Here is an 18,628-nt window from a genome sequence, read left to right as displayed (position 1 = left end):
GCTTTGCTCAGGATGACAGACGGTACCTAGCTCAATTCAGAGGCCACAGCAAGCCTGCATCCTAATCCAGTACCGAGCCCACCGTGCGCAGCTTCAGCTCGGTTTCTTCCCACTCGCGTGCGGGCTCCGAATTGGCAGTCAAACCAGTGCCGGCATACAGAATGGCATCAGTGGCGCGCAGCTGCATGCAACGTAGGTTTACGAATAGGCGCGAAGTGCCAGCGGCCGGCAGGTTAATCGGGCCGAGGAAGCCGCTGTAATAGGTGCGGTCGTAGTGCTCGTGGCGGCGCAGGAAGTCCAGCGCGGCCTGGCGGGGCATACCGCCCACGGCCGAGGTTGGGTGCAGCAGCCGCAACATATCGGTGCCGAAAGTGGGCGAGGCCACGCGCCGCAGATCAACGCGGAAATCGGTGCGCAGGTGAAGCAGATTGCCTGCCGCCACGGTTCGGGGGCCGGTTTCATCGTAGTCGCGCAAGCGGAAGTGCTTGAAGCAATTCACGATGTAGCGCGCCACCAAGGCCTGTTCTTCGATGTCTTTTTGCCGCCAAATGGCCGTGTGCGGGGTAACATCTTCGGTAACAGGCTGTGTGCCGGCCAGTGCCATGGTGCGGAACTCGGCGCCGTCTACTTCCACCAGCACCTCGGGCGTAGCGCCCAGCCAGGTGCCGGCCAGCGGCGCGCTTACCAACGACACAAACGCCCGTGGGTGCTGCCGGCACAATTCCTCGAAAGCATTTAGCGTATCGAACCCCGTAGGCAAGGGCCGCAGCGCCGCCCGACTCGATACCACTTTTTGCACCTGACCGGCCTGAATAGCGGCTACTCCTTCGGCCACCAGCGCCTCGTAGGCAGCGCGGTCGGCGGTAGCGGGCAGGGGCTGCGGACTTACGTGCCAGGCTAACTCGGTGGGTGCATCGGTTTCCGTTCTTACGCGCTGCACGGCGGCTGTGGCCTCGGGCGGCAGGGCGGGGGAGAGGTGCAACTGCTGATGTTCGTCGAAAACCACGTCGGCAGGCAGCAGCATGGCTTCGGCGGTGTCGCCGTCCTCAAAAGGATAGAAGGCAAAACCAGCTGGGGCCGTGGGTTCAATGGCCGGTGGCAAGCCCGAAAGGTGCAGCGGCTGCAGGCTCAGCAGCAGCGTGGGCGCGGCGGCATTGGGCAGGCGCCACAGCGCCACGGCCCCGTTGTGGCGCAGGGCCAGCGCCATCAGCCGGCGTAGGGTGTCGGTTAAGGCCGATGTCAGCGGAGGGTGGTTCACGCCTGAGCGGGTTTGGCAGCCGGTAGGTCGATAACGGCCATGGTAATGCGGCTTACGCACACCAGTGCGTCGGTTTCTTCGTGCCGAATCTTGATTTCCCACACCTGCGTGCTGCGCCCAATGTGCAGGGCTTCGGCGCGGCCCACCACGTAGCCGGAGCGCACTCCTTTCAGGTGGTTGGCGTTGATTTCCAGGCCTACGCAGGCTTGCTTGCTGCGGTCGACTTGCAGCACCGCGGCAATGCTGCCCAGGGTTTCGGCCAGGGCCACCGAGGCGCCGCCGTGTAGCAGGCCCATAGGCTGGTGTGTGCGCTTGTCTACGGGCATCCGGCCCACCAAATACCGCTCGCCCACCTCCACGATTTCCATGCCCAGATGCTCGCCCATGGTGTTGCGGCACCAGGCGTTAAGATCGGCTACCGAAGGCAAAGAAGCAGGCAGGGACATAGTAAAATGGGGAAGCAGCAGTAACAGAAGACCAACGGGGAACGGAATCGGGCCGTAAAGGGTAATTTCGGCCCCCGTACGGCAAAACTACGCCGGAATTTGCGTGCTCAAGAAAATCTACCTCATCCGCCACGGCCAGACGTACTTCAACGTGCGCGGCATCGTACAGGGCAGCGGCGTCGACGCGCCCCTGAACGATGTGGGCCACCAGCAGGCCGCGCAGTTTCACGCGGCCTACGCGCATACGCCCTTTCAGCGGGTGTACATGTCCACGCTCATGCGCACCCACCAATCGGTGCAGCCATTCCTCGATGCCGGCCTGCCCAGCGAGCAGCACCGCGCCCTCGACGAAATTAGCTGGGGTCACCGCGAAGGCACGCGCATTACCCCCGAAGAGGATATTGAATACCACGGCTTGCTGCGCGCCTGGCAGCACGGCGACACTCACCTGGGTTTGCCCGGCGGCGAAAGCGCCGACGACGTAGCCGCCCGCCAGCGCCCGTTTATCGACGAAATTCTGCGCGGCCGGCCCGACGAGGATACCATTTTGGTTTGCATGCACGGCCGCGCCATGCGCGTGCTGCTGTGCCAGTTGCTGAACTACCCGCTAAGCGCCATGGATTTGTTTGAACACCGCAACCTATGCCTGTACCGCGTACATTACACCGGATCCATGTTTAGTGTGCGTTCCTTCCTGGATACCGGGCACCTGTGCTAACGGGCAGTTCCGGTATCGTTTGCGGAAATTCGGGTTTGTACCCCTAATAATTCCGGTCTATTTTTGACGCCCTGAACACAACTGACGACTTGCAATGGCCGAAATCATAAAAATGCCCAAGATGAGCGACACGATGACCGAAGGCGTCATTGCACAGTGGCTCAAGAACGTGGGCGATAAAGTGAAGTCTGGCGACGTGTTGGCTGAGGTAGAAACCGACAAAGCCACGATGGAGCTGGAAAATTATGACGACGGCGTTCTGCTATACATCGGCCCGAAAAACGGTGAATCCGTAGCTGTAGATGGCGTTTTGGCCATCGTAGGCAAAGAAGGCGAAGATATTTCCGCGCTGCTAAGCCAGGTACAGGGCGGCGGTGCCGCTCCGGCAGCAGCCCCCAAAGCCGAAGAAGCTCCAGCCCCTGCTCCCGAGCAACCCAAGGCTGAAGTGCCCAAAGCCGCTCAACCCGCAGTACCCGCCCCGGCTCCGGCTGCAGCCCCGGCTGCTCCCGCCGGCAACGGCAAAAAGGCCACCGTTATTCGTATGCCCAAAATGAGCGACACGATGACGGAAGGCACCATTGCCTCGTGGCTCAAGAAGGTAGGCGACCAAGTAAAATCCGGCGACGTGCTGGCCGAAGTCGAAACCGACAAGGCTACCATGGAGCTGGACAACTACGAAGACGGTACCCTGCTCTACATCGGTCCGAAGGAAGGCGAAGCAGTAGCCGTTGACGGTATTCTGGCCATTATCGGTGAAGAAGGCGCCGACATTCAAGCCCTGATCGGCGGTCAATCGGGCGGCGCCGCACCGGCCGCAGAACCCGCTCCGGTAGCTACACCAGCGGCTGAAAAGGCGCCCGAAGCGGCTGCTCCTGCCGCCTCGAACGCCGCTGCCGCAGCGCCGGCTGCTTCCGCTACGGCTTCGGCTGGTGGCCGCATCTTCGCCTCCCCGCTGGCCAAGCGCATTGCTCAAGACAAAGGCATCGACCTGAACGCCGTGAAGGGTTCCGGCGAAAACGGCCGCATCGTTTCCCGCGACCTGGAAAACGCCAAGCCCGGGGCCGCCCCGCAAGCGCAACCCGCCGCTGCTCCGGCCGCTGCGCCGCAGCCCGCCGCTGCTTCGGCCGCTCCGGCACCGCAGGCCAGCAGCCAGCAGCCAACAGCCAACAGCCCCCAGGAAGGCACCTACACCGATACACCGGTGTCGCAGATGCGCAAGGTTATTGCCCGCCGCCTCTCCGAGAGCCTGTTCACGGCGCCGCACTTCTACCTGACCATGGAAATTTCCATGGACAAGGCTATGGAAGCCCGCACGCGCATGAACGAGTTGTCGCCGGTGAAGCTCTCGTTCAACGACCTTGTGGTGAAGGCCTCGGCCGTGGCCCTGCGCCAGCACCCGGCCATCAACTCCTCGTGGCTCGGCGACAAAATCCGCCAGAACAAAGTCGTGAACATTGGCGTGGCCGTGGCCGTGGACGAAGGTCTGCTGGTGCCCGTTATCCGCAACGCCGACCAGAAAGGCCTGTCGCAGATTGCCAACGAGGTTAAAGAGTTGGCCGGTAAGGCCAAGAGCAAGAAGCTGCAGCCGGCCGAGTGGGAAGGCAGCACCTTCACCATCTCGAACCTGGGCATGTTTGGCATTGAGGAATTCACGGCCATCATCAACCCGCCCGATGCCTGCATCCTGGCTGTGGGCGGCATCAAGCAAACCCCCGTGGTGCGCGACGGTCAAATCGTCATCGGCAATGTGATGAAAGTAACCATGTCGTGCGACCACCGCGTGGTGGACGGTGCCACCGGCGCCGCCTTCCTGCAAACGCTCAAAGGCTTGCTGGAAGACCCCATGCGCATGCTCATCTGAGCCTGGACGCTTTCGTTAACTAAAACGGCCCGACCTGCATGCAGGTCGGGCCGTTTTGTTTATTGGGCTTGGGGTAACTTACCAGACGCGGTACCAGTTCTGGAGGCCGGTTTGGGTGGGTTCGGTAAAGGCTACCAGGCCGTCGGCTTTGGAGTACCAGTACTCCTTCATCATGTTCAGTCCGTTACCGGCATAGGTCACGTGGGCTACGCGTTCGTACGTCCGGCCGTCGAGACGCAGGTTGTCCAGCCTTTCGGCTTCGGCGCGGTCGGATCCATATACCATTTCCTTGGCGGCTTTCGCGTGCGTGTCAACGAAGGCGCAGCGCTCAAACGCTCTGTTGACCGTGAAGCCCATGTCCACCTGGCCGTCGCCGTTGAATTCTACCTGAAGCAGCTCGGTGTTGGGTGAAGCCGGCAGTACATACTTCAGCGTGATGATCTGGAAGTCCTTGCTGCGGAAGTCAAACTTGCCCGCCCGGGAATGGGTGGCGTCGGTTATCTGTGTCTTTAGCGTAAGGGTAGCCCCGGTGCTGGCGTTGCGGAAGGTCAGCACGTCGCCTTCGGCGTGGTTGAGCCAGGCTTTGGTGTGCTGGGGGTGGCCAAGTCTCGGTCACAGCTGCTTAGGGTCAGGCTTAGCAGAGACAGGAAGAGGACGAGAAGATGGGGTTTCAAATGGGGTAGAGGTAAAGGTTCGACGCAAAGAGGTTGTCGCCCACCCAAAAGGTTGCGCGAATCACCCAATCATGTGAGGGCCGTGCCCGCCGCGGAAGTTTGCCGTGCCGAAGTGAGTTTTCAGCGAAGGGTCCTAGCTTTGCGGCCCGGCTGCCCTAGCGGCGCCCTGCCTCCTATGACAAGAATCCGCTCAACCACTGTACTTGGTGTGCGCCACAACGGCCAAATTGCCGTGGGCGCCGACGGCCAGGCCACCATGGACAAGCACGTGGCTAAAGGCAACGTGCGCAAAATCCGGCAGCTGCACGGCGGCAAAGTCGTGACCGGTTTTGCCGGCTCTACCGCCGATGCTTTTACGCTGCTGGAACGCTTCGAGGAAAAGCTCGGCGCGTTTGGGGCTAACCTGAAACGCTCTGCTATTGAGCTGGCCAAAGACTGGCGCAAAGACCAGTACCTGCGCAAGCTGGAAGCCATGATGGTGGTGGCCGACGCCGACGAACTGCTCATTATTGCCGGCACCGGCGACGTGCTGGAACCCGATTCCGACGTAGCCGCCATCGGCTCGGGTGCTATGTACGCCCAAGCTGCCGCCTTGGCCCTTAAGAAGCACGCGCCGCACCTCACGGCCCGCCAAATGGTGGAAGAAGCCCTCCACATTGCGGCCGACATCTGCATTTACACCAACCACAACCTCATCATCGAGGAACCGACGCGGTAAAAGGGCTATCAGCTGATGGCTATTAGCTGTTGGCTTTCGTACAGAACTTTTTTGCGGACTTTGCGTGTTTCGCCATGCTTTCCCTAAGCTAACAGCCAACAGCTGATAGCTAATAGCTGATAAAAAAATGAACGTAACCAATTTCCTCAAGCACCACTACCGCCACTTTAACGCCGCTGCCCTCATCGACGCGGCCGAAGGCTACAACAAGCACCTGGCCGAAGGCGGCAAAATGATGATTACCCTGGCTGGCGCCATGAGCACCGCCGAAATGGGCATCCAACTCGCCGAGCTGATCCGGCAAGACAAGGTGCAGATCATCAGCTGCACGGGTGCAAACCTGGAAGAGGATATCTTCAACCTCGTGGCCCACGACTTCTATGAGCGTGTGCCCAACTACCGCGACCTGACGGCCGCCGACGAGCAGGCCTTGTTGGAGCGCCACATGAACCGCGTAACCGATACCTGTATTCCGGAAGAGGAGGCCATGCGCCGCTTGGAGCACTCGGTGCTGAAATTCTGGGAGCAGGCCGACAAGAAAGGCGAGCGGTACTTCCCCCACGAGTTCTTCTACCAGATCCTGAAGTCGGGTGAGCTGGAGCAGTACTACCAGATTGACCCCAAGGACTCCTGGATGCTGGCCGCCGCCGAGAAAAACCTGCCCATCATTTGCCCGGGCTGGGAAGACTCCACGCTCGGCAACATCTTCGCCGGCCACGTTATTTCGGGCGACATTCAGAACGTGCACACGGTGCGCACCGGCATCGAGTACATGATTTACCTGGCCGACTGGTACACCCAGAACGCCAAGGAGGAAAGCAAAGTAGGCTTCTTCCAGATCGGGGGAGGCATTGCCGGCGACTTCCCGATTTGCGTGGTGCCCATGCTGCACCAGGATCTGGGCCGCACCAGCGTGCCGCTGTGGGGCTACTTCTGCCAGATTTCGGACTCCACCACGTCGTACGGCTCGTACTCCGGCGCCGTGCCCAACGAGAAAATCACTTGGGGCAAGCTGGGCCAGGACACGCCCAAGTACATCATCGAATCGGACGCGACCATTGTGGCGCCGCTGATTTTCGCCATGGTGCTGGGGCAGTAATTCCCTGCTTAATGCTCACAAAAAGGCCCGCCGCTGGATTCAGCGGCGGGCCTTTTTGTATTTGAGCGGAAATAATTATTCCTCAATACTTTGCTTTAAATACCAATTTGCCCATTTCTGTTGCAGACGGCGCAATTCATTGGCCGATGAATACATGGAAACGTGGCCGAAATCTTCGTCGGTAATTCGACGAAGTAAAAAATTAGCTCGGCCGGCAATTGTAAATAAATCGTCCTCTACCACGCCACCATGTCCCCAGGATTCTAGTTCTCCTGATTTAATTCGTTCATCAATTATCAAGTCAAAGGAGTTTTCAAGCCCGACTTTGGTGGCATTGGTGAGTCGGTTGATAAGTTGCGGTATCATGGGCTGGTAATGGTCAGCTATCAGATACTCTTCAATAAATAGGTAGTGATATTCCGGTGAGTTGTCTATTTTATCAAGCATGAACTGATAGGTGTATTGCTTTATTTTCGCTTGGTCAGCAGAGAAATACAAGTAAAAGTCGTGCTGACGAGCATCTATTGCTTCACGCATTTTTGGAGTTGGGCGAAATGAATTATTTTGAGCAATTGGTTGCTTTATTGGCCGAACGCTATTAGATAGTTGGCATTCTGTCTGCGAGGCGAAGAGGATAAGCGAGACAACGAGGATGAGCTTATTGTTCATGGTTATTCGGTGAAGGGAGTGTTCTGAATGCTCAATAGTCCTTCGTAAAGAAAATGTAAGTAAGATCAGCGGCCTGCTGCCAGCATCTGATGTGTTCTTGCCTCGCATCAGTCGCTCGGCTGCGCCGCGTGATGCCTGCGCCGGAGCAGCCTGGCCGCGAGTGTCCCATGCCGCCTGAACAAGCCGCGCTCCGGCCTAGGCTAATTTGGGGCCTAGCTTCTCATACGTACGTGTCACTCGGCGTAGCCGAGCGACTGCGGCGGGGAGAGCATGGGAAGTACAGGGGAGGAATGGCGGGTTAAGCAGTTGCTACTTGTTGTTGGGCTGAAAGTGGCGGTCCGGCTTATGCTCCTGACTCCGCGTCTTTTTCCAAACCTTCGGCCAGCACCTCGGCTTCGCGCTGCAGGCCGGCGAGGCGGGCTTCCAGCAGGCGCCGGGCCGTGGCCCCGCAGGTAGAGCGGAGCTGGCGACGGGCCTGCTGCTCAAACAGGCTGATCCAATCGGCTTCGTCCTGTGGGTTCTCCACGGGACCGGGGTAGGCGCGCAGGGCCGGCGCGGCCACCAGCCGCGCCGCGCACGGAGCCGCCCGGCGGTGCAGTATGTCGAGCTGCAGCTTCAGGCCCTGAATCTTGGTCTGGCATTGTTGCAGCCGGTACGCCAGCTCTTCCGGGTTGGGCAGCGGCTCGGGCAGCGCGGGCGGCGCGGGAAAACTGCCGCCCGCGCCATCGTACACCAGGCCCTTGGCCGCCAGCTGCAGGCGCAGCGCCTGCGTACCCGGCATTGCGGTGGTCGATTGGTAGCCCCGTTCGGTCAGGGCCAGACTCGAACGGGCCACACCGAGCCACTCGGCCAGCATGTTCTGACTAAGTCCGAAAAGCGTGCGGAGGGCAGGAGTATGCATAGGGTTGACGACAACAGTTGCTTAAAGCTAAACAATTCGGGGCTAAACAATTTCTAATTGTTTAGCCCCGAATTGTTTAGGCTCATTTACGTGGGGGTATGCTAACTGCATTCAGCGGCGTGGCTGCTCAGTAGCCGCCTTGCGGGCGGTTTGAGCCTTGAAGTCTTCCAGTAGCGAGGGGTCTTGCCGAATGAGCGAGACGACAATGGCCACCTGCACCAGCGCAAGGCTGATTACCAACACCACTGTTTGCAGCACCACGGTGCCGATGCTGCGCACCCACTTGTCTTCGACGGGCATGCGGGCGGGCTCGAGCAGCTGGCGGTACACCCAGGCAGCGTAGGCCATGTACGGCAGCATGGCTACCATCATGAAGGGTTGTAGCGCTGGATAATACCTCGTCAGCAGCAGCAGCGGCAGCATCACTACGCTGGAAATAAAGGTGGTAGTGCCCGATATGAACGCCTGGGTGAGCAGCATTTCGGCAAAGTTGAACCGGGCGGGCCGCAGCAGCCACGCCGCCAGCAGCGCGTTTGCGGGCAGTATCACCACATATATCAGCGTCGGGTACTTGGCGTATAGCTGCATGTAGCGCTCCATCATCAGCTGCAGCAGGCGCGGCATGTCGGCTTGCTGCGCGGTGGTTGCGGGAACCATGCCCACCGCCGAGAGCAGTATCATGCTTACGGCCGTAATCAGCAGCAGGTAGGAGATGGGCCGGAAGTGCTGGGCACGGTGCCCGGCCATGTACTCGTGCAGCATAGCACCGGGCCGCGTCATCATCTGCCGAAAGGTGTAGCCGATGCCCTTGTCGACGTGCCAGATGGAATGCGGCAAGTCGTGGAAGAGCAAAAAGCGGAGTGTGATGCGGTGGGTGTGGTGTACATCCTGCCCGCAGCGGCCGCAGTACTGCTCCGGCACCGCATAACCGCAGTTCAGGCAGTGGTGTACAGACGGTAGGGTAGTGGTATCGGCTGCCTGCATCGGTAGCGTGGACTGACTGGACGTAACGGTGGTACTCATGATAAAGCGAATTAGCGGCTTCTAAAGGTAAGGCAATGTAGCTTTCACTGACCGCCGGCAGGAATGCCTACGCGCTGAGGCACGGCTGAACAGGGTTAACGTTGGGGCGCGGGCTGCGCTGTGGTTTGCTTGGGCGCGGACTTGGCTTTGAACTCGTCGAGTAGCGACGGGTCCTGCCGAGCCAGCGAAACGCCGATATAAACCATGAACAGGATGCAGGATAACAGCATAACCACCATTTGCAGCAGCGAGGTGCCAAGGGCCCGCACCCACTTGCCAGTTGCTGAAATGCCAGTGGAGCCAAGCAGCTGCGCGTACACCCAGGCCGGGTAAAGCAAGCTTAGCAGCAGCATAAGCAGACTGGCCGGTTGAAAGTGCGCCGTTTTACCCAGCAGCAGCAGCAAGGGAATCATTACGCCCAGGGTTAAAATAACAAGCGTGCCGATGATGAAGGCTTGGCTAATCAGCATCTCAGCGTAGTTGTAGCGCGTGGGGCGTAACAGCCACAGGGCCACGATGGCGTTCAGAGGCAGCAACAGCACATACATAGCTGCCGGGTATTTAATGAGGGACGCCATGTACCGCTCCATGGTCAGCACTAGTAAGCGCGGCAGATCGGGCGTGGTGGTGTACGGATTAAGCTGTACGGCCGATAGTGCCAACGCGGAAACGCCCACGAGGATCAGCAAATACGTGAACGGGTGAAAGTGACGCGCCCGTCGGCCGGCCAGGTACTCGCTAATGGTAGCGCCGGGCTGCGTTACCATGCGGGGCAGGGTGTAAAGCAGGCCTTTGTCGACGTGCCATACCGAGTGCGGCAAATCGTGGAACAGCAGGTGCCGCAGGGTAAAGCGGTGCGTAGCGGCCGACTGCCCGCAGCGGGCGCAAAACTGGTCGGTGAGGGGCGCGCTACAGTTCAGGCAGGCGTGGTGTGCGGCGTGGTCGACCGGGGCTGAATCGGTAACGGGAGAGTGAGCAAGGGTACTTTCCATATCGCAGCGGCCGTTTAAATAAGCAGGTGGGGAAGCGAAAGATAGAAAAAGCTTCCACGTTCCCGGGCCTGCTTCGGCCAACACTTCGTATGGGGCGCCACTGGAAAACAGCGCCACGCTGCTCGGTCGCAGACCTAGCGTTTTTTCTCCTGCAGGTAGGAGTTGAGCTGCCCGCGCAATACCAGCAGCAGGTGGCTGTACTGGCGCTGGGCCTCCTGCTGGGCTTCCAAGTGGTGTAACCGGGCCGCAATCAGCTCGGCAAACTCTTCCCGGTTGTAGCGCGTGACCTTAGACGAAGGCATAGCAGGGAAGAAAAAAGAAGGGAAGAGGAATATCGGGAACCATGAATGTTCGCAGATGCAAGAGTACGCCGTTTACAGGTATAATCCAAGGTTCAGGGTAATACCTGGTTTGGTGTTCGGGTTGCAGAGGTAAAACCGGAGAAGTAAGCACAGGTTTAGCGGCGCACGGCAGCCACCGTGGTATCGTCGAGAGTAATGCGGAATGGCGCGCCACTTAAATCGAGCACACCGGCGGTGCTGCGGCCTCGTACGTTCACCACAAAATTATAACGACCACCTACCAAGCCCGTTACCGAGGTGCTGCTGTTGGCGGGGCCGGTGGTATCGGGCCGGCACTGGGCGGCAGGAGTGGTGCCGCACACGCGCAGGGTGAGGTCGTTGTCGCGGCGGTGGAGGTTGGTTTGCAGGGCGTAATTAATGCAGGGATACTTCTCGGAGTCTTCGCACAGCAGGCGCAGGTCGGTTTGGCCTTGCACGTTATTGAAGCCACGCAGGCGCAGGAAAACGCGGTAGTTGGCGGGAGCCGGGCCGGTGGCGTCGGGGCAGGTTTCGAAATCGTCCTTCTTGCCGCAACCCATCAGCAACGAAAACAGGGCTGCAGCCAACACCAAACGCGTCATGTAATACCATTAAAAAAAGAAGCAAAGAAAGGCTGTACAACTTACGAAATCCTCCGTTGGAAACGCCCGAAAGCTTTTCGGGCGGGCACAAAAAAGCCCCGGTGGCGCGGGCCAACCGGGGCTAAAGAAACCAGGGCGTGGGTTAGAAGCGGAAAAGCGGCCGTTCCGGGTTCCAGATGCCCCACGGAATCATGAGCAGCACCAGCAGCAGGGCAACACCGAAGAAAATAGCCGCCTTCTTGTGCTTGAGCACGGGGTCGGAGGCTTTCTTGGACAGCGAGCGGCCTACCTGGGCCAAAATGACGGCCAGAATCATGGCTACCATGTGCTCCATGCCCCAAAAGCGCGTGGTGGGGTCTTTCATGGCGCCGGCCGTTTGCATGGCCTTCAAACCGAAGGGGCTCAGACCGAAGTACAGGATCAGGCCCAGCAGCAGCTGCAGGTGCATGGAGCCCACAAACGAGGCCGCCATGCCGTTGTCGGCGCCGGTGTAGGGCTTGCGGCCCAGCCAGCCGGAGAGGGCGCGCACCAGCACAATCAGCCCAAAAATGAGCACAAGCCAGCGCGACCAGGAGTGCAGCGCCAGAACGATGGAGTAAGCAGAAGACATAAGCAGCGGGTTGGTGATGGGGTAAAGGTCGGAGCCGGCGGCGAAAATCCTAGGCGTGGCGGCAAAAAACGAAGCTACTGCGGCTCGTCGCCTTCGAGCGGATAGATTTCCTCGGGCACAAATTGCTCGCCTTCCTGGCGCAGAATGGCCAGGTTGCTGACGCGGATGCGCAGGTTAAAGGTTTGCTCGTTCAGGTATTGCAGCACGGGGCCGAGCAGGTCGGGGGTGGTATCGTGCAGGGCCAGGGAAATGTGGGGCAGCCACAAATCGGGTTGGCTGAACCGGTCGGTGCGCTGGCACAGCGGCGCCGTGGCCGATACCAGCCGCATGTGCAGGGCATTCAGCTCGGGCGAGCGGAGCACGGGAATGTAAATGACAGGGTTTGGCCCCGGAAAAAGGCCCAGGCCGGTGGTGTAGGCAGGAAACGGCGCCGTGGTGGCGGCAATGTCGGCCAGCATTGCCTTCAGCGACTCGTGCTCGTTTACGCCGGCGAGCAGGTAGGTAATGTGCGGGTCGGGCGTGGCCTGCACGTCGTCGAGGCCAAACTCGTCTTCCAGACTTTGAATGATGCCGTTAATACGCGTAGCGTTCTGCGGATTGAGCAGCGAAGTAATTGCCAGCATAGCGCCCTAAACTGCCAAAGGGCCTTTGGGGTTGGGGAAATTTGCCGGAACCTGCGCGGCCTGGGCCTGCATGCGGGCGTTAAACTGGGCGCTTTGGCCCCGCGGAATACTCAGGCTTTGCCACTGCTCACCGCGCAGGTGCTTGGCCAGCAGCACCAATTGGCCGGTGTGGTAGGCATAATGGGCTACTTGCCGCTGGAGGGCATCGAGCACCGTGTGCGGCTCCTGCCGAATGGTAACGGTATGCAGCCAGCGTTCGGGCCGGGCGGCCAGTTCATCGAGCACAGCCCAGAGAATACCCCAGGCGGCTGGCCACTGAACTTGCAGCTGCGCAACAGCCGCGAGGGTAACGGGCTCTTCAAATTCCTGGTCGCGCTGGCGGTCGGGCTTTTCGCCGTCGGTGGTCCAGAAATCGGTGAAGCGGGAGCGGAGGTTGCCCACCATGTGCTGCACAATTACGGCCGCGCTGTTGGCGCCCGGTGCCGGTACGTGCAGCCATTCCGCGGGCGTAAGCTGGGCCAGGGCCTTATCGGCCAGCTGCTGGTAACTGACGAAACTGCGACGAACGGCCGCGAGCAGTACAGGGGCAAGGGCTTCGGAGGAAAGCATATCGAAGGAGAAAGGGCGTGGGCGGCGGCCAAAGGTACCACCGCCCACTACATGAAGGGTGACGCAGCTCTAGGGCAAAAATACCGTTCGGCATCAGGCAGTAGCTGATTCCCGGGAACCACAAAACCGCCGGCGTTTTCGGCCGGTTAGGTGGTTTACCCGTTAAAAGCAACCTCTTTATACCGCCGTGCCGCCACCTCACACCGCCACCACTCCGTCGGAGACCCTGCCCGCTGCTCCGCCCCGACGCCGCTTCCGCTGGCTGTGGTGGCTGGGCGGAATTGTGTTGCTACTGGGCGTACTGGTGGCCGTAGCACTATGGCAGCTCGACCCGTGGCTGCGCCGGACGTTGGAAAAACAGGTGGCCGAAAAATCGAACGGCCGTTATCAGTTGCGCATCGGCGGGCTGGAAACCAACTTCAAGCGACGCTCCATTACCCTGCGCAACCTGCGCCTGCGCCCCACCACTGCCCGCGCTTCCGATTCGCTGCCCGCGCCCTGGCTGGTGCTCGATGTGGCCCGTCTGCACGTGGGCGGCATTGGTATCGGGGCCCTATTGCGCAAAGAAATTGTGCCTGTCGACAGTCTGGCCATTGAAACGGTGCGGGCGCGGGTACTGAACACGCCCGACGACCTGGGCCAGAGCGGCCCCCTGCACAAGCAGTTGCCCAAGCGCCTGGCGGGCATTCGGCTGGCGCACCTGAACGTAACCGACGTGCGCGTAAGCTCTGGACCGGTGCGCAACCCCAGCACCCAACTCCGGCAGGGCAGCCTGCGCGCCACCGATATTCTGGTAAGCCGCGAAGGCAGTGCCGATGCCCGCCGCCTGGGCTACGCCGCCACCGTGGAGCTGCGCGCCGCCGGCCTGCAGGCCTTGGTACCGGGCCACACGTTGGAACTCGGGTCGGGGTACTTTTCATCGAAGGGAAAGCGGCTGACGCTGGATTCCCTTCGCATCGAACCCCGCGCTGCTGGGCGCAAAGCCGGCGCGGCCCGCACGGCTTTGTGGCTGCCGCAGCTGGCCGTTAGCGGCCTGCGAACTAAGCTACTGGGCCGCCGCCTGTTGCTGGCCGATACGCTACGTCTGGCTGCTCCCCGGCTCACCTTTACGCTGCCCGCTACGCCGCCGCCCCCGCCGCATGAGGTGCTTGCTCCGTACCTGCGCCGCGTGCAGCTCAAGGAACTGCGCGTAACCAACGGCTGGTTACGTTTGCACGGCACCGATAAAGCGCCCACCGTGCAGCGCATCGTCATAAGTGCCAACGACGTGCGGGTGGATACTGCGGGCTACCGCGACACCCGGCGCGTGCTGTACGCGCGCGCCTGGGACGTGCGTACTGGCCCCACCCAACTCACCCTCGACGCTCCGTACTACCGCCTGTCGTACCAAAACATGCACCTAGCCAGCCGGCCAGGCACTCTGCGTTTGGCCGATGTGCTGCTGAAACCGGCTTTTTCCCTGCACGCCATGGCCCGGCGAAAACGCCACCAAGTGTCGCACATTACGCTGAAGCTGCCGCGCTTCCAGGCCTCCGGCCTCGACTACGGTTCCCTGACCCGCAACCAGGCTTTGCGGGTGCAAGCCGTTACCCTGAGCGGGGCGCGGCTGGATGTGAAGGGCAACTCAAAGTATCCCATCAACCCCAAACCATCGGTGGTTACGCCCGAGTCCATCCGTAAGCTGCCTTTCCCGGTGGACATCCGGCAGCTGCGCATTGCCAACGCTAACATGTATTTCACGTTTCTGGGCAAGCAAGCCGTGCAGAACGGCAACGTGCAGATTCGGCGGTTTAACGGTACGGCTACTAACCTAAGCAACAGTCCAAAACGCATGGCCCAGCCGGCCATTGTAAAAGCCTCGGGCTATCTGCAAAACCAGTGTTACATGCAAGCCACGGGGTGGTTTCCGCTCCGCGAACCTAACGGCCAGCACCGTATCGTGGGTCGATTCGGGCCAGCGCCTTTTGCCATTCTCAACTCGATAACCGTGCCCACGCGTTACGTGCGCTTCGAGGAGGGGCAAGTGCAGGGCGTACGGTTTGAGGGTTCTTTTAACCGACAGGAAGCCCGCGGCACCATGCAGGTGCGGTATACCGATCTGAAGCTGGAATACCTAAGCCGCAAGTTTGGGGCGCAGGAAAAGGAAACGCTCGTGACGAAGGTTAAATCGAAGCTGGTCAACGGCATCGTTATCCGCGACAACAACCCGCGCAAAGGCGAATTGCAAATCGGTACCATGCAAAGCCGCCGGGAGCCGCGCTATTCCGTGTTTGCCCTCTGGCAGCAAGGCCTGATCAGCGGTATGCTCAACAGCTTTGGCGTGCCCCGTAAAATGGCCACCTCCATCAGCGAGCAGTAGCCCGGCTATTTGCGGTACGCTTGATTTAAAGAGTGTCCATTACTTCCGGCTCTTTATAAACGGAGACTTACGGCGCGAAATGCGCGGAGCCAAGCGGGGCCAAGCGGGGCCGGCAAGCGACGCTTGCCGGCCCCGCTACCGTTGCTTAGGTTGCTTGCGTAAGGGTTTAGGAGACAATCGACTTCATTCTGATCCACTTCATCAAAAAAGCCCGTCCGGAACATTCCGGGCGGGCTTTTCAGGTAGTGCGTGCGGCGCAATTTAGTGCGTCAGCACCAAACGGCCGGTTTTGGTGGTTTTGCCCACCGAGAGTTTGTACATGTAGGTTCCTGCTGGCAGTTTGGTGCCGTCGAAAGCCTGTTTGTGTACACCTGCGGCTTGCGACTCGTTCAGGACCTTCTGCACGCGCCGGCCCAGCACGTCGAACACATCGAGCTGCACCTGTGCGGCTTCGGCCAGTTGATAATGCAACACCGTCCGCTCGGTGAATGGGTTGGGAGCTGCAAATACGTCGGCTTCGGAAGCGTGCATGGCGGTGGTGGCGGCCATGGCACCGCGGGCAGCCGTGGCGTCAGTCGGAACGGTGTTCCACTGGTCGTGGGTGCGGGTTACGATAACGGCAAAGTCACCGCGCTTCACTTTTTGCAAGGGTTTGAACGTGGCGTGCAGCGTAGGCTGCAAATCGTTCGGGCCCTGCGCAATACTGTAGTAGGCATTGATGATGTTCATGTCGAGGGCTACTTGCACGTAGCCGCGCAACTCGGCCGGAACCTGGGCTTCGTCGTCGATGGCAATGCGCTGGCCGTTCACCTCTACTGTTAGTGGGTTGCTGCCGGCCTGCAGCGCTTTGTTCTGAAGTCCCAGGCTTTGCACCAACGAGTAGGTGAGGCTGGCGCGGGTAACCGTGGCTGCGGGCGAGAAAGTACCGGAGGCCGTGGGCAGCATAACGCCGTTGTTCACGTGGTTTCGGTCGCGGAGGGCAGCGCCGCGGGCCGTTACCGATTCGGCCAAAAGGAGTTGCGCGGCCGGTACGTCGCCGAAGGAAACGGCACCGCTTACCGGCAAGTACTGCCGAATAGCTTGCCCCATCAGCAGATAATCAGCCAGCTGAATGCGCGACAGGTCTTGCTCGGGCTTGAAGCCATTCGAAAGCCCATCCATCAGACGCTTGCTGATGGCCAGTTTAATCGAAGCTTCTGCGGGATGACCGGCAGCATCGGCCAAGCCAGTGGAGCCGGTCGTTTGGTTGAGCGTAATGGTGCCGTTCACGGTTTCGGGTAAGGCCGCACCTTGCAGGCCGTCCAGGCGAACCGTCCAGGTGCCGGCTTCGGGCGAAGCCACGGCTACGGCGCGGCCGGGGCTGGTAGCAAACAGTACCGAAATGCCCGAGGCGTAACGTACGCCGCTGGGCGAAAGTAGCACTAGGTTAACGGGGTTGCCGGTTTCGCCCAGTAAGCCCGTCACTTTGCAGCTCACTTCCAGGGCCGTAGTGCCAGCCGGCACCGCGAAGGTCTGGGAGTTAGTGGCGGTGGTAGCGGGGTTAAAGTTGATGGTGAATGGCGTGCTGGCAAGGCTGGTGTTTACGCTGCTGTTAAACGTGCGCTGTGCATTCACGCTGGGGCCGTAGCCCGCAGCACGGTATGCGCGGTCTACAGCGGCGTAGGCGTTGGCCATGCCCTGGCCAATTTCCCACGATTCGCGGTTGGGCAGGTTGGTAGCGGTTTGCTCTAAAATGCTTTTTACCTGCGCCGGCGTCAGGGCCGGGTTGGCGTCGAGCATCAGGGCTACAATACCGGCTACGTGCGGCGCCGACATGGAAGTGCCGGTGAGCGTGGTGTAAAATGGCAGGTGCGCGGCTTCAATGGTTTCGATATCCTGCTGGGTGCTGAGCAAGCCCACCGGCGAAATAGCCCGCGTTGAAACGATATCCGTGCCGGGTGCGGTAACCGTGGGCTCGTCGCGCCAGGGGAAGGTTTGCCCGTCGATGGTTACCGTGCCGCTCACGCCCTTGCGGCCGCGCGACGACGAAGGCGCCAGCACACCGGCTTTATCGGAGTTGGCTACGCAAATAACCCACGGGGCTTTCTTGTAGTTGCCGGTGATGGTGCCCGAGCCAGCGCCCGAGTTGCCAGCCGAAAACACCACGACCATGTTTCGGTCCACGCAACGCTTGGTGGCAATGGTTATGGGGTCGTTCGGGTTTACATCCGAGGCAATGTCCGATGTAGTGCCAAAGGAGTTCGTAATAACGCGGATGTTGTACTGGAACTGGTTTACCAGGGCGTAATCGAAGGCGCCCACCACATCCAGAATAAATAGGCCGGCACCGGTGCCGTAGCCAATCAAATCGGCACCGGGCGCAACACCGGCGTATTTACCGTTTGAAGCGGCGCCGGTAGCGCCCACAATGCCCGCTACGTGCGTGCCGTGGCCACCGCTTTGGTCGGTGTTCGGCACGTTTTCAAGATAAGTAACCGGCAGCAGCGCGTTTTGGGCGTAGAGGTTGGTGGTGCCTAACACGTTCTGTTTCAGGTTCTGCCCGAGTTTCATGTCCGGGTGGGTGCCATCGATGCCCGAATCGTTCACCAGCACCCCAATACCGTGGCCCGAAACGGGCAAGCCGCCATTGCGCTGCGTAAATGTGGGCTCCAGGCGTACGCGCTGGGCCCCGGTCAGGGCAGTGGCGCCATCGTTGTCGCGCACCAAGGAACGGTTCAGGTACACCGAAACCACGTTGGGATTCGCGGCCAGTTGGCTGATTTGGGCGTTGGTGGCCAAAACCCCGGCCACGGGCAATGCTCGCAGCGTTACGCCTCGCACAATGCCTAGGGAAGTTAAGGTAGTGCGGTTGGCCAGGGTAGGGGCACTGTTTCCGCGGAAGGTTACCACCACTTCGTGCAGACCTACGGTGTTAGCCAGCGTGGCCTGCAGGTGTGGGTCGATAAAGGCCTGGGCAAATGAAGCCCCGGTGCTGCCCATAAAGAGCAACAGGCCGAGTAAGGTTTTTTTCATGTGGAGCAAGTAAATTAAGGGTGTCTGGCCTGACTTACGGTGCTCCTGCGTATTGAGGTTTTTGTGGTTTTAAAGAATTTTTATTGATGAATCATTAATATAATAATCATTATACAATATATTTTGTCAATAAA

18 protein-coding genes are annotated in these 18,628 nt (G+C 60.1%); 5 read left to right on the top strand and 13 right to left on the bottom strand.

What is annotated here, in order from left to right; all coding sequences use genetic code 11:
• Positions 1–61 precede the first annotated feature (61 nt).
• Both ABD903_RS13455 and ABD903_RS13450 read right to left on the bottom strand, forming a co-directional pair.
• On the bottom strand, positions 62–1,258 hold the full coding sequence (locus ABD903_RS13455) for a chorismate-binding protein (RefSeq protein WP_345225030.1): 1,197 nt from the start codon (positions 1,256–1,258) through the stop codon (positions 62–64).
• Positions 1,255–1,704 carry a hotdog fold thioesterase gene (locus ABD903_RS13450; RefSeq protein WP_345225028.1) on the bottom strand — a complete coding sequence of 150 codons (450 nt, stop codon included), beginning with the start codon at positions 1,702–1,704 and terminating at the stop codon, positions 1,255–1,257. Before ABD903_RS13450 ends, ABD903_RS13455 begins: the two co-directional genes overlap by 4 nt.
• Positions 1,705–1,807: 103 nt before the next feature.
• Here ABD903_RS13450 and ABD903_RS13445 point away from each other — a divergent pair, with 103 nt between their 5' ends.
• On the top strand, positions 1,808–2,422 hold the full coding sequence (locus tag ABD903_RS13445; RefSeq protein ID WP_345225026.1) for a histidine phosphatase family protein: 615 nt from the start codon (positions 1,808–1,810) through the stop codon (positions 2,420–2,422).
• Between the two features lie 94 nt (positions 2,423–2,516).
• Positions 2,517–4,283 carry a pyruvate dehydrogenase complex dihydrolipoamide acetyltransferase gene (locus tag ABD903_RS13440; protein WP_345225024.1) on the top strand — a complete coding sequence of 589 codons (1,767 nt, stop codon included), beginning with the start codon at positions 2,517–2,519 and terminating at the stop codon, positions 4,281–4,283.
• A gap of 78 nt (positions 4,284–4,361) precedes the next feature.
• Here the strand turns inward: ABD903_RS13440 and ABD903_RS13435 are convergent, their stop codons facing one another.
• Positions 4,362–4,838 (bottom strand): hypothetical protein, encoded by a 477-nt coding sequence (locus tag ABD903_RS13435; RefSeq protein WP_345225023.1) that lies wholly within the window; start codon positions 4,836–4,838, stop codon positions 4,362–4,364.
• 294 nt (positions 4,839–5,132) lie between these two features.
• On the opposite strand from ABD903_RS13435, the gene hslV reads away from it, so the two are divergent.
• On the top strand, positions 5,133–5,675 hold the full coding sequence (gene hslV, locus ABD903_RS13430; RefSeq protein WP_345225021.1) for an ATP-dependent protease subunit HslV: 543 nt from the start codon (positions 5,133–5,135) through the stop codon (positions 5,673–5,675).
• A gap of 127 nt (positions 5,676–5,802) precedes the next feature.
• Positions 5,803–6,774, top strand: coding sequence for a deoxyhypusine synthase family protein (locus ABD903_RS13425; protein ID WP_345225019.1), 972 nt, complete (start codon positions 5,803–5,805; stop codon positions 6,772–6,774).
• Between the two features lie 75 nt (positions 6,775–6,849).
• Here the strand turns inward: ABD903_RS13425 and ABD903_RS13420 are convergent, their stop codons facing one another.
• The 9 genes from ABD903_RS13420 to ABD903_RS13380 form a co-directional block, all read right to left on the bottom strand.
• The gene (locus ABD903_RS13420) at positions 6,850–7,443 is read right to left on the bottom strand and encodes a hypothetical protein (protein WP_345225018.1); all 594 of its coding nucleotides are present in this window, start codon (positions 7,441–7,443) and stop codon (positions 6,850–6,852) included.
• 343 nt (positions 7,444–7,786) lie between these two features.
• Complete coding sequence (locus ABD903_RS13415) at positions 7,787–8,344, bottom strand: hypothetical protein (RefSeq protein ID WP_345225017.1); 558 nt, start codon at positions 8,342–8,344, stop codon at positions 7,787–7,789.
• A gap of 111 nt (positions 8,345–8,455) precedes the next feature.
• Positions 8,456–9,367 carry a DUF3667 domain-containing protein gene (locus ABD903_RS13410; RefSeq protein ID WP_345225016.1) on the bottom strand — a complete coding sequence of 304 codons (912 nt, stop codon included), beginning with the start codon at positions 9,365–9,367 and terminating at the stop codon, positions 8,456–8,458.
• A gap of 95 nt (positions 9,368–9,462) precedes the next feature.
• Complete coding sequence (locus ABD903_RS13405; RefSeq protein ID WP_345225014.1) at positions 9,463–10,359, bottom strand: DUF3667 domain-containing protein; 897 nt, start codon at positions 10,357–10,359, stop codon at positions 9,463–9,465.
• A gap of 134 nt (positions 10,360–10,493) precedes the next feature.
• A complete protein-coding gene (locus tag ABD903_RS13400; RefSeq protein WP_345225012.1) occupies positions 10,494–10,661 on the bottom strand; it encodes a hypothetical protein in 168 nt (55 codons plus the stop codon).
• 155 nt (positions 10,662–10,816) lie between these two features.
• Positions 10,817–11,281, bottom strand: coding sequence for a hypothetical protein (locus ABD903_RS13395; protein WP_345225011.1), 465 nt, complete (start codon positions 11,279–11,281; stop codon positions 10,817–10,819).
• 142 nt (positions 11,282–11,423) lie between these two features.
• Positions 11,424–11,891, bottom strand: a complete 468-nt coding sequence (locus ABD903_RS13390; protein ID WP_345225009.1) for a hypothetical protein — start codon at positions 11,889–11,891, stop codon at positions 11,424–11,426.
• A 74-nt stretch (positions 11,892–11,965) separates the two neighbouring features.
• Complete coding sequence (locus ABD903_RS13385) at positions 11,966–12,514, bottom strand: 2'-5' RNA ligase family protein (protein WP_345225006.1); 549 nt, start codon at positions 12,512–12,514, stop codon at positions 11,966–11,968.
• Between the two features lie 6 nt (positions 12,515–12,520).
• Entirely contained in the window at positions 12,521–13,123 is a 603-nt protein-coding gene (locus ABD903_RS13380) for a DUF1572 family protein (protein ID WP_345225004.1), read from the bottom strand.
• Between the two features lie 187 nt (positions 13,124–13,310).
• Between ABD903_RS13380 and ABD903_RS13375 the strand changes: the two genes are divergently transcribed.
• Positions 13,311–15,482, top strand: a complete 2,172-nt coding sequence (locus tag ABD903_RS13375; RefSeq protein ID WP_345225002.1) for an AsmA family protein — start codon at positions 13,311–13,313, stop codon at positions 15,480–15,482.
• Positions 15,483–15,743: 261 nt separating this feature from the next.
• On the opposite strand, the gene ABD903_RS13370 is transcribed toward ABD903_RS13375, so the two are convergent.
• Positions 15,744–18,494 (bottom strand): S8 family serine peptidase, encoded by a 2,751-nt coding sequence (locus ABD903_RS13370; protein ID WP_345225000.1) that lies wholly within the window; start codon positions 18,492–18,494, stop codon positions 15,744–15,746.
• Positions 18,495–18,628 lie beyond the last annotated feature (134 nt).

This window comes from Hymenobacter koreensis (assembly GCF_039541855.1).
GTDB classification, from domain to species: Bacteria; Bacteroidota; Bacteroidia; order Cytophagales; family Hymenobacteraceae; genus Solirubrum; species Solirubrum koreensis.
Note: the sequence above shows the minus strand (reverse complement) of the source record. Positions and strands in the feature narration are given on the sequence as shown.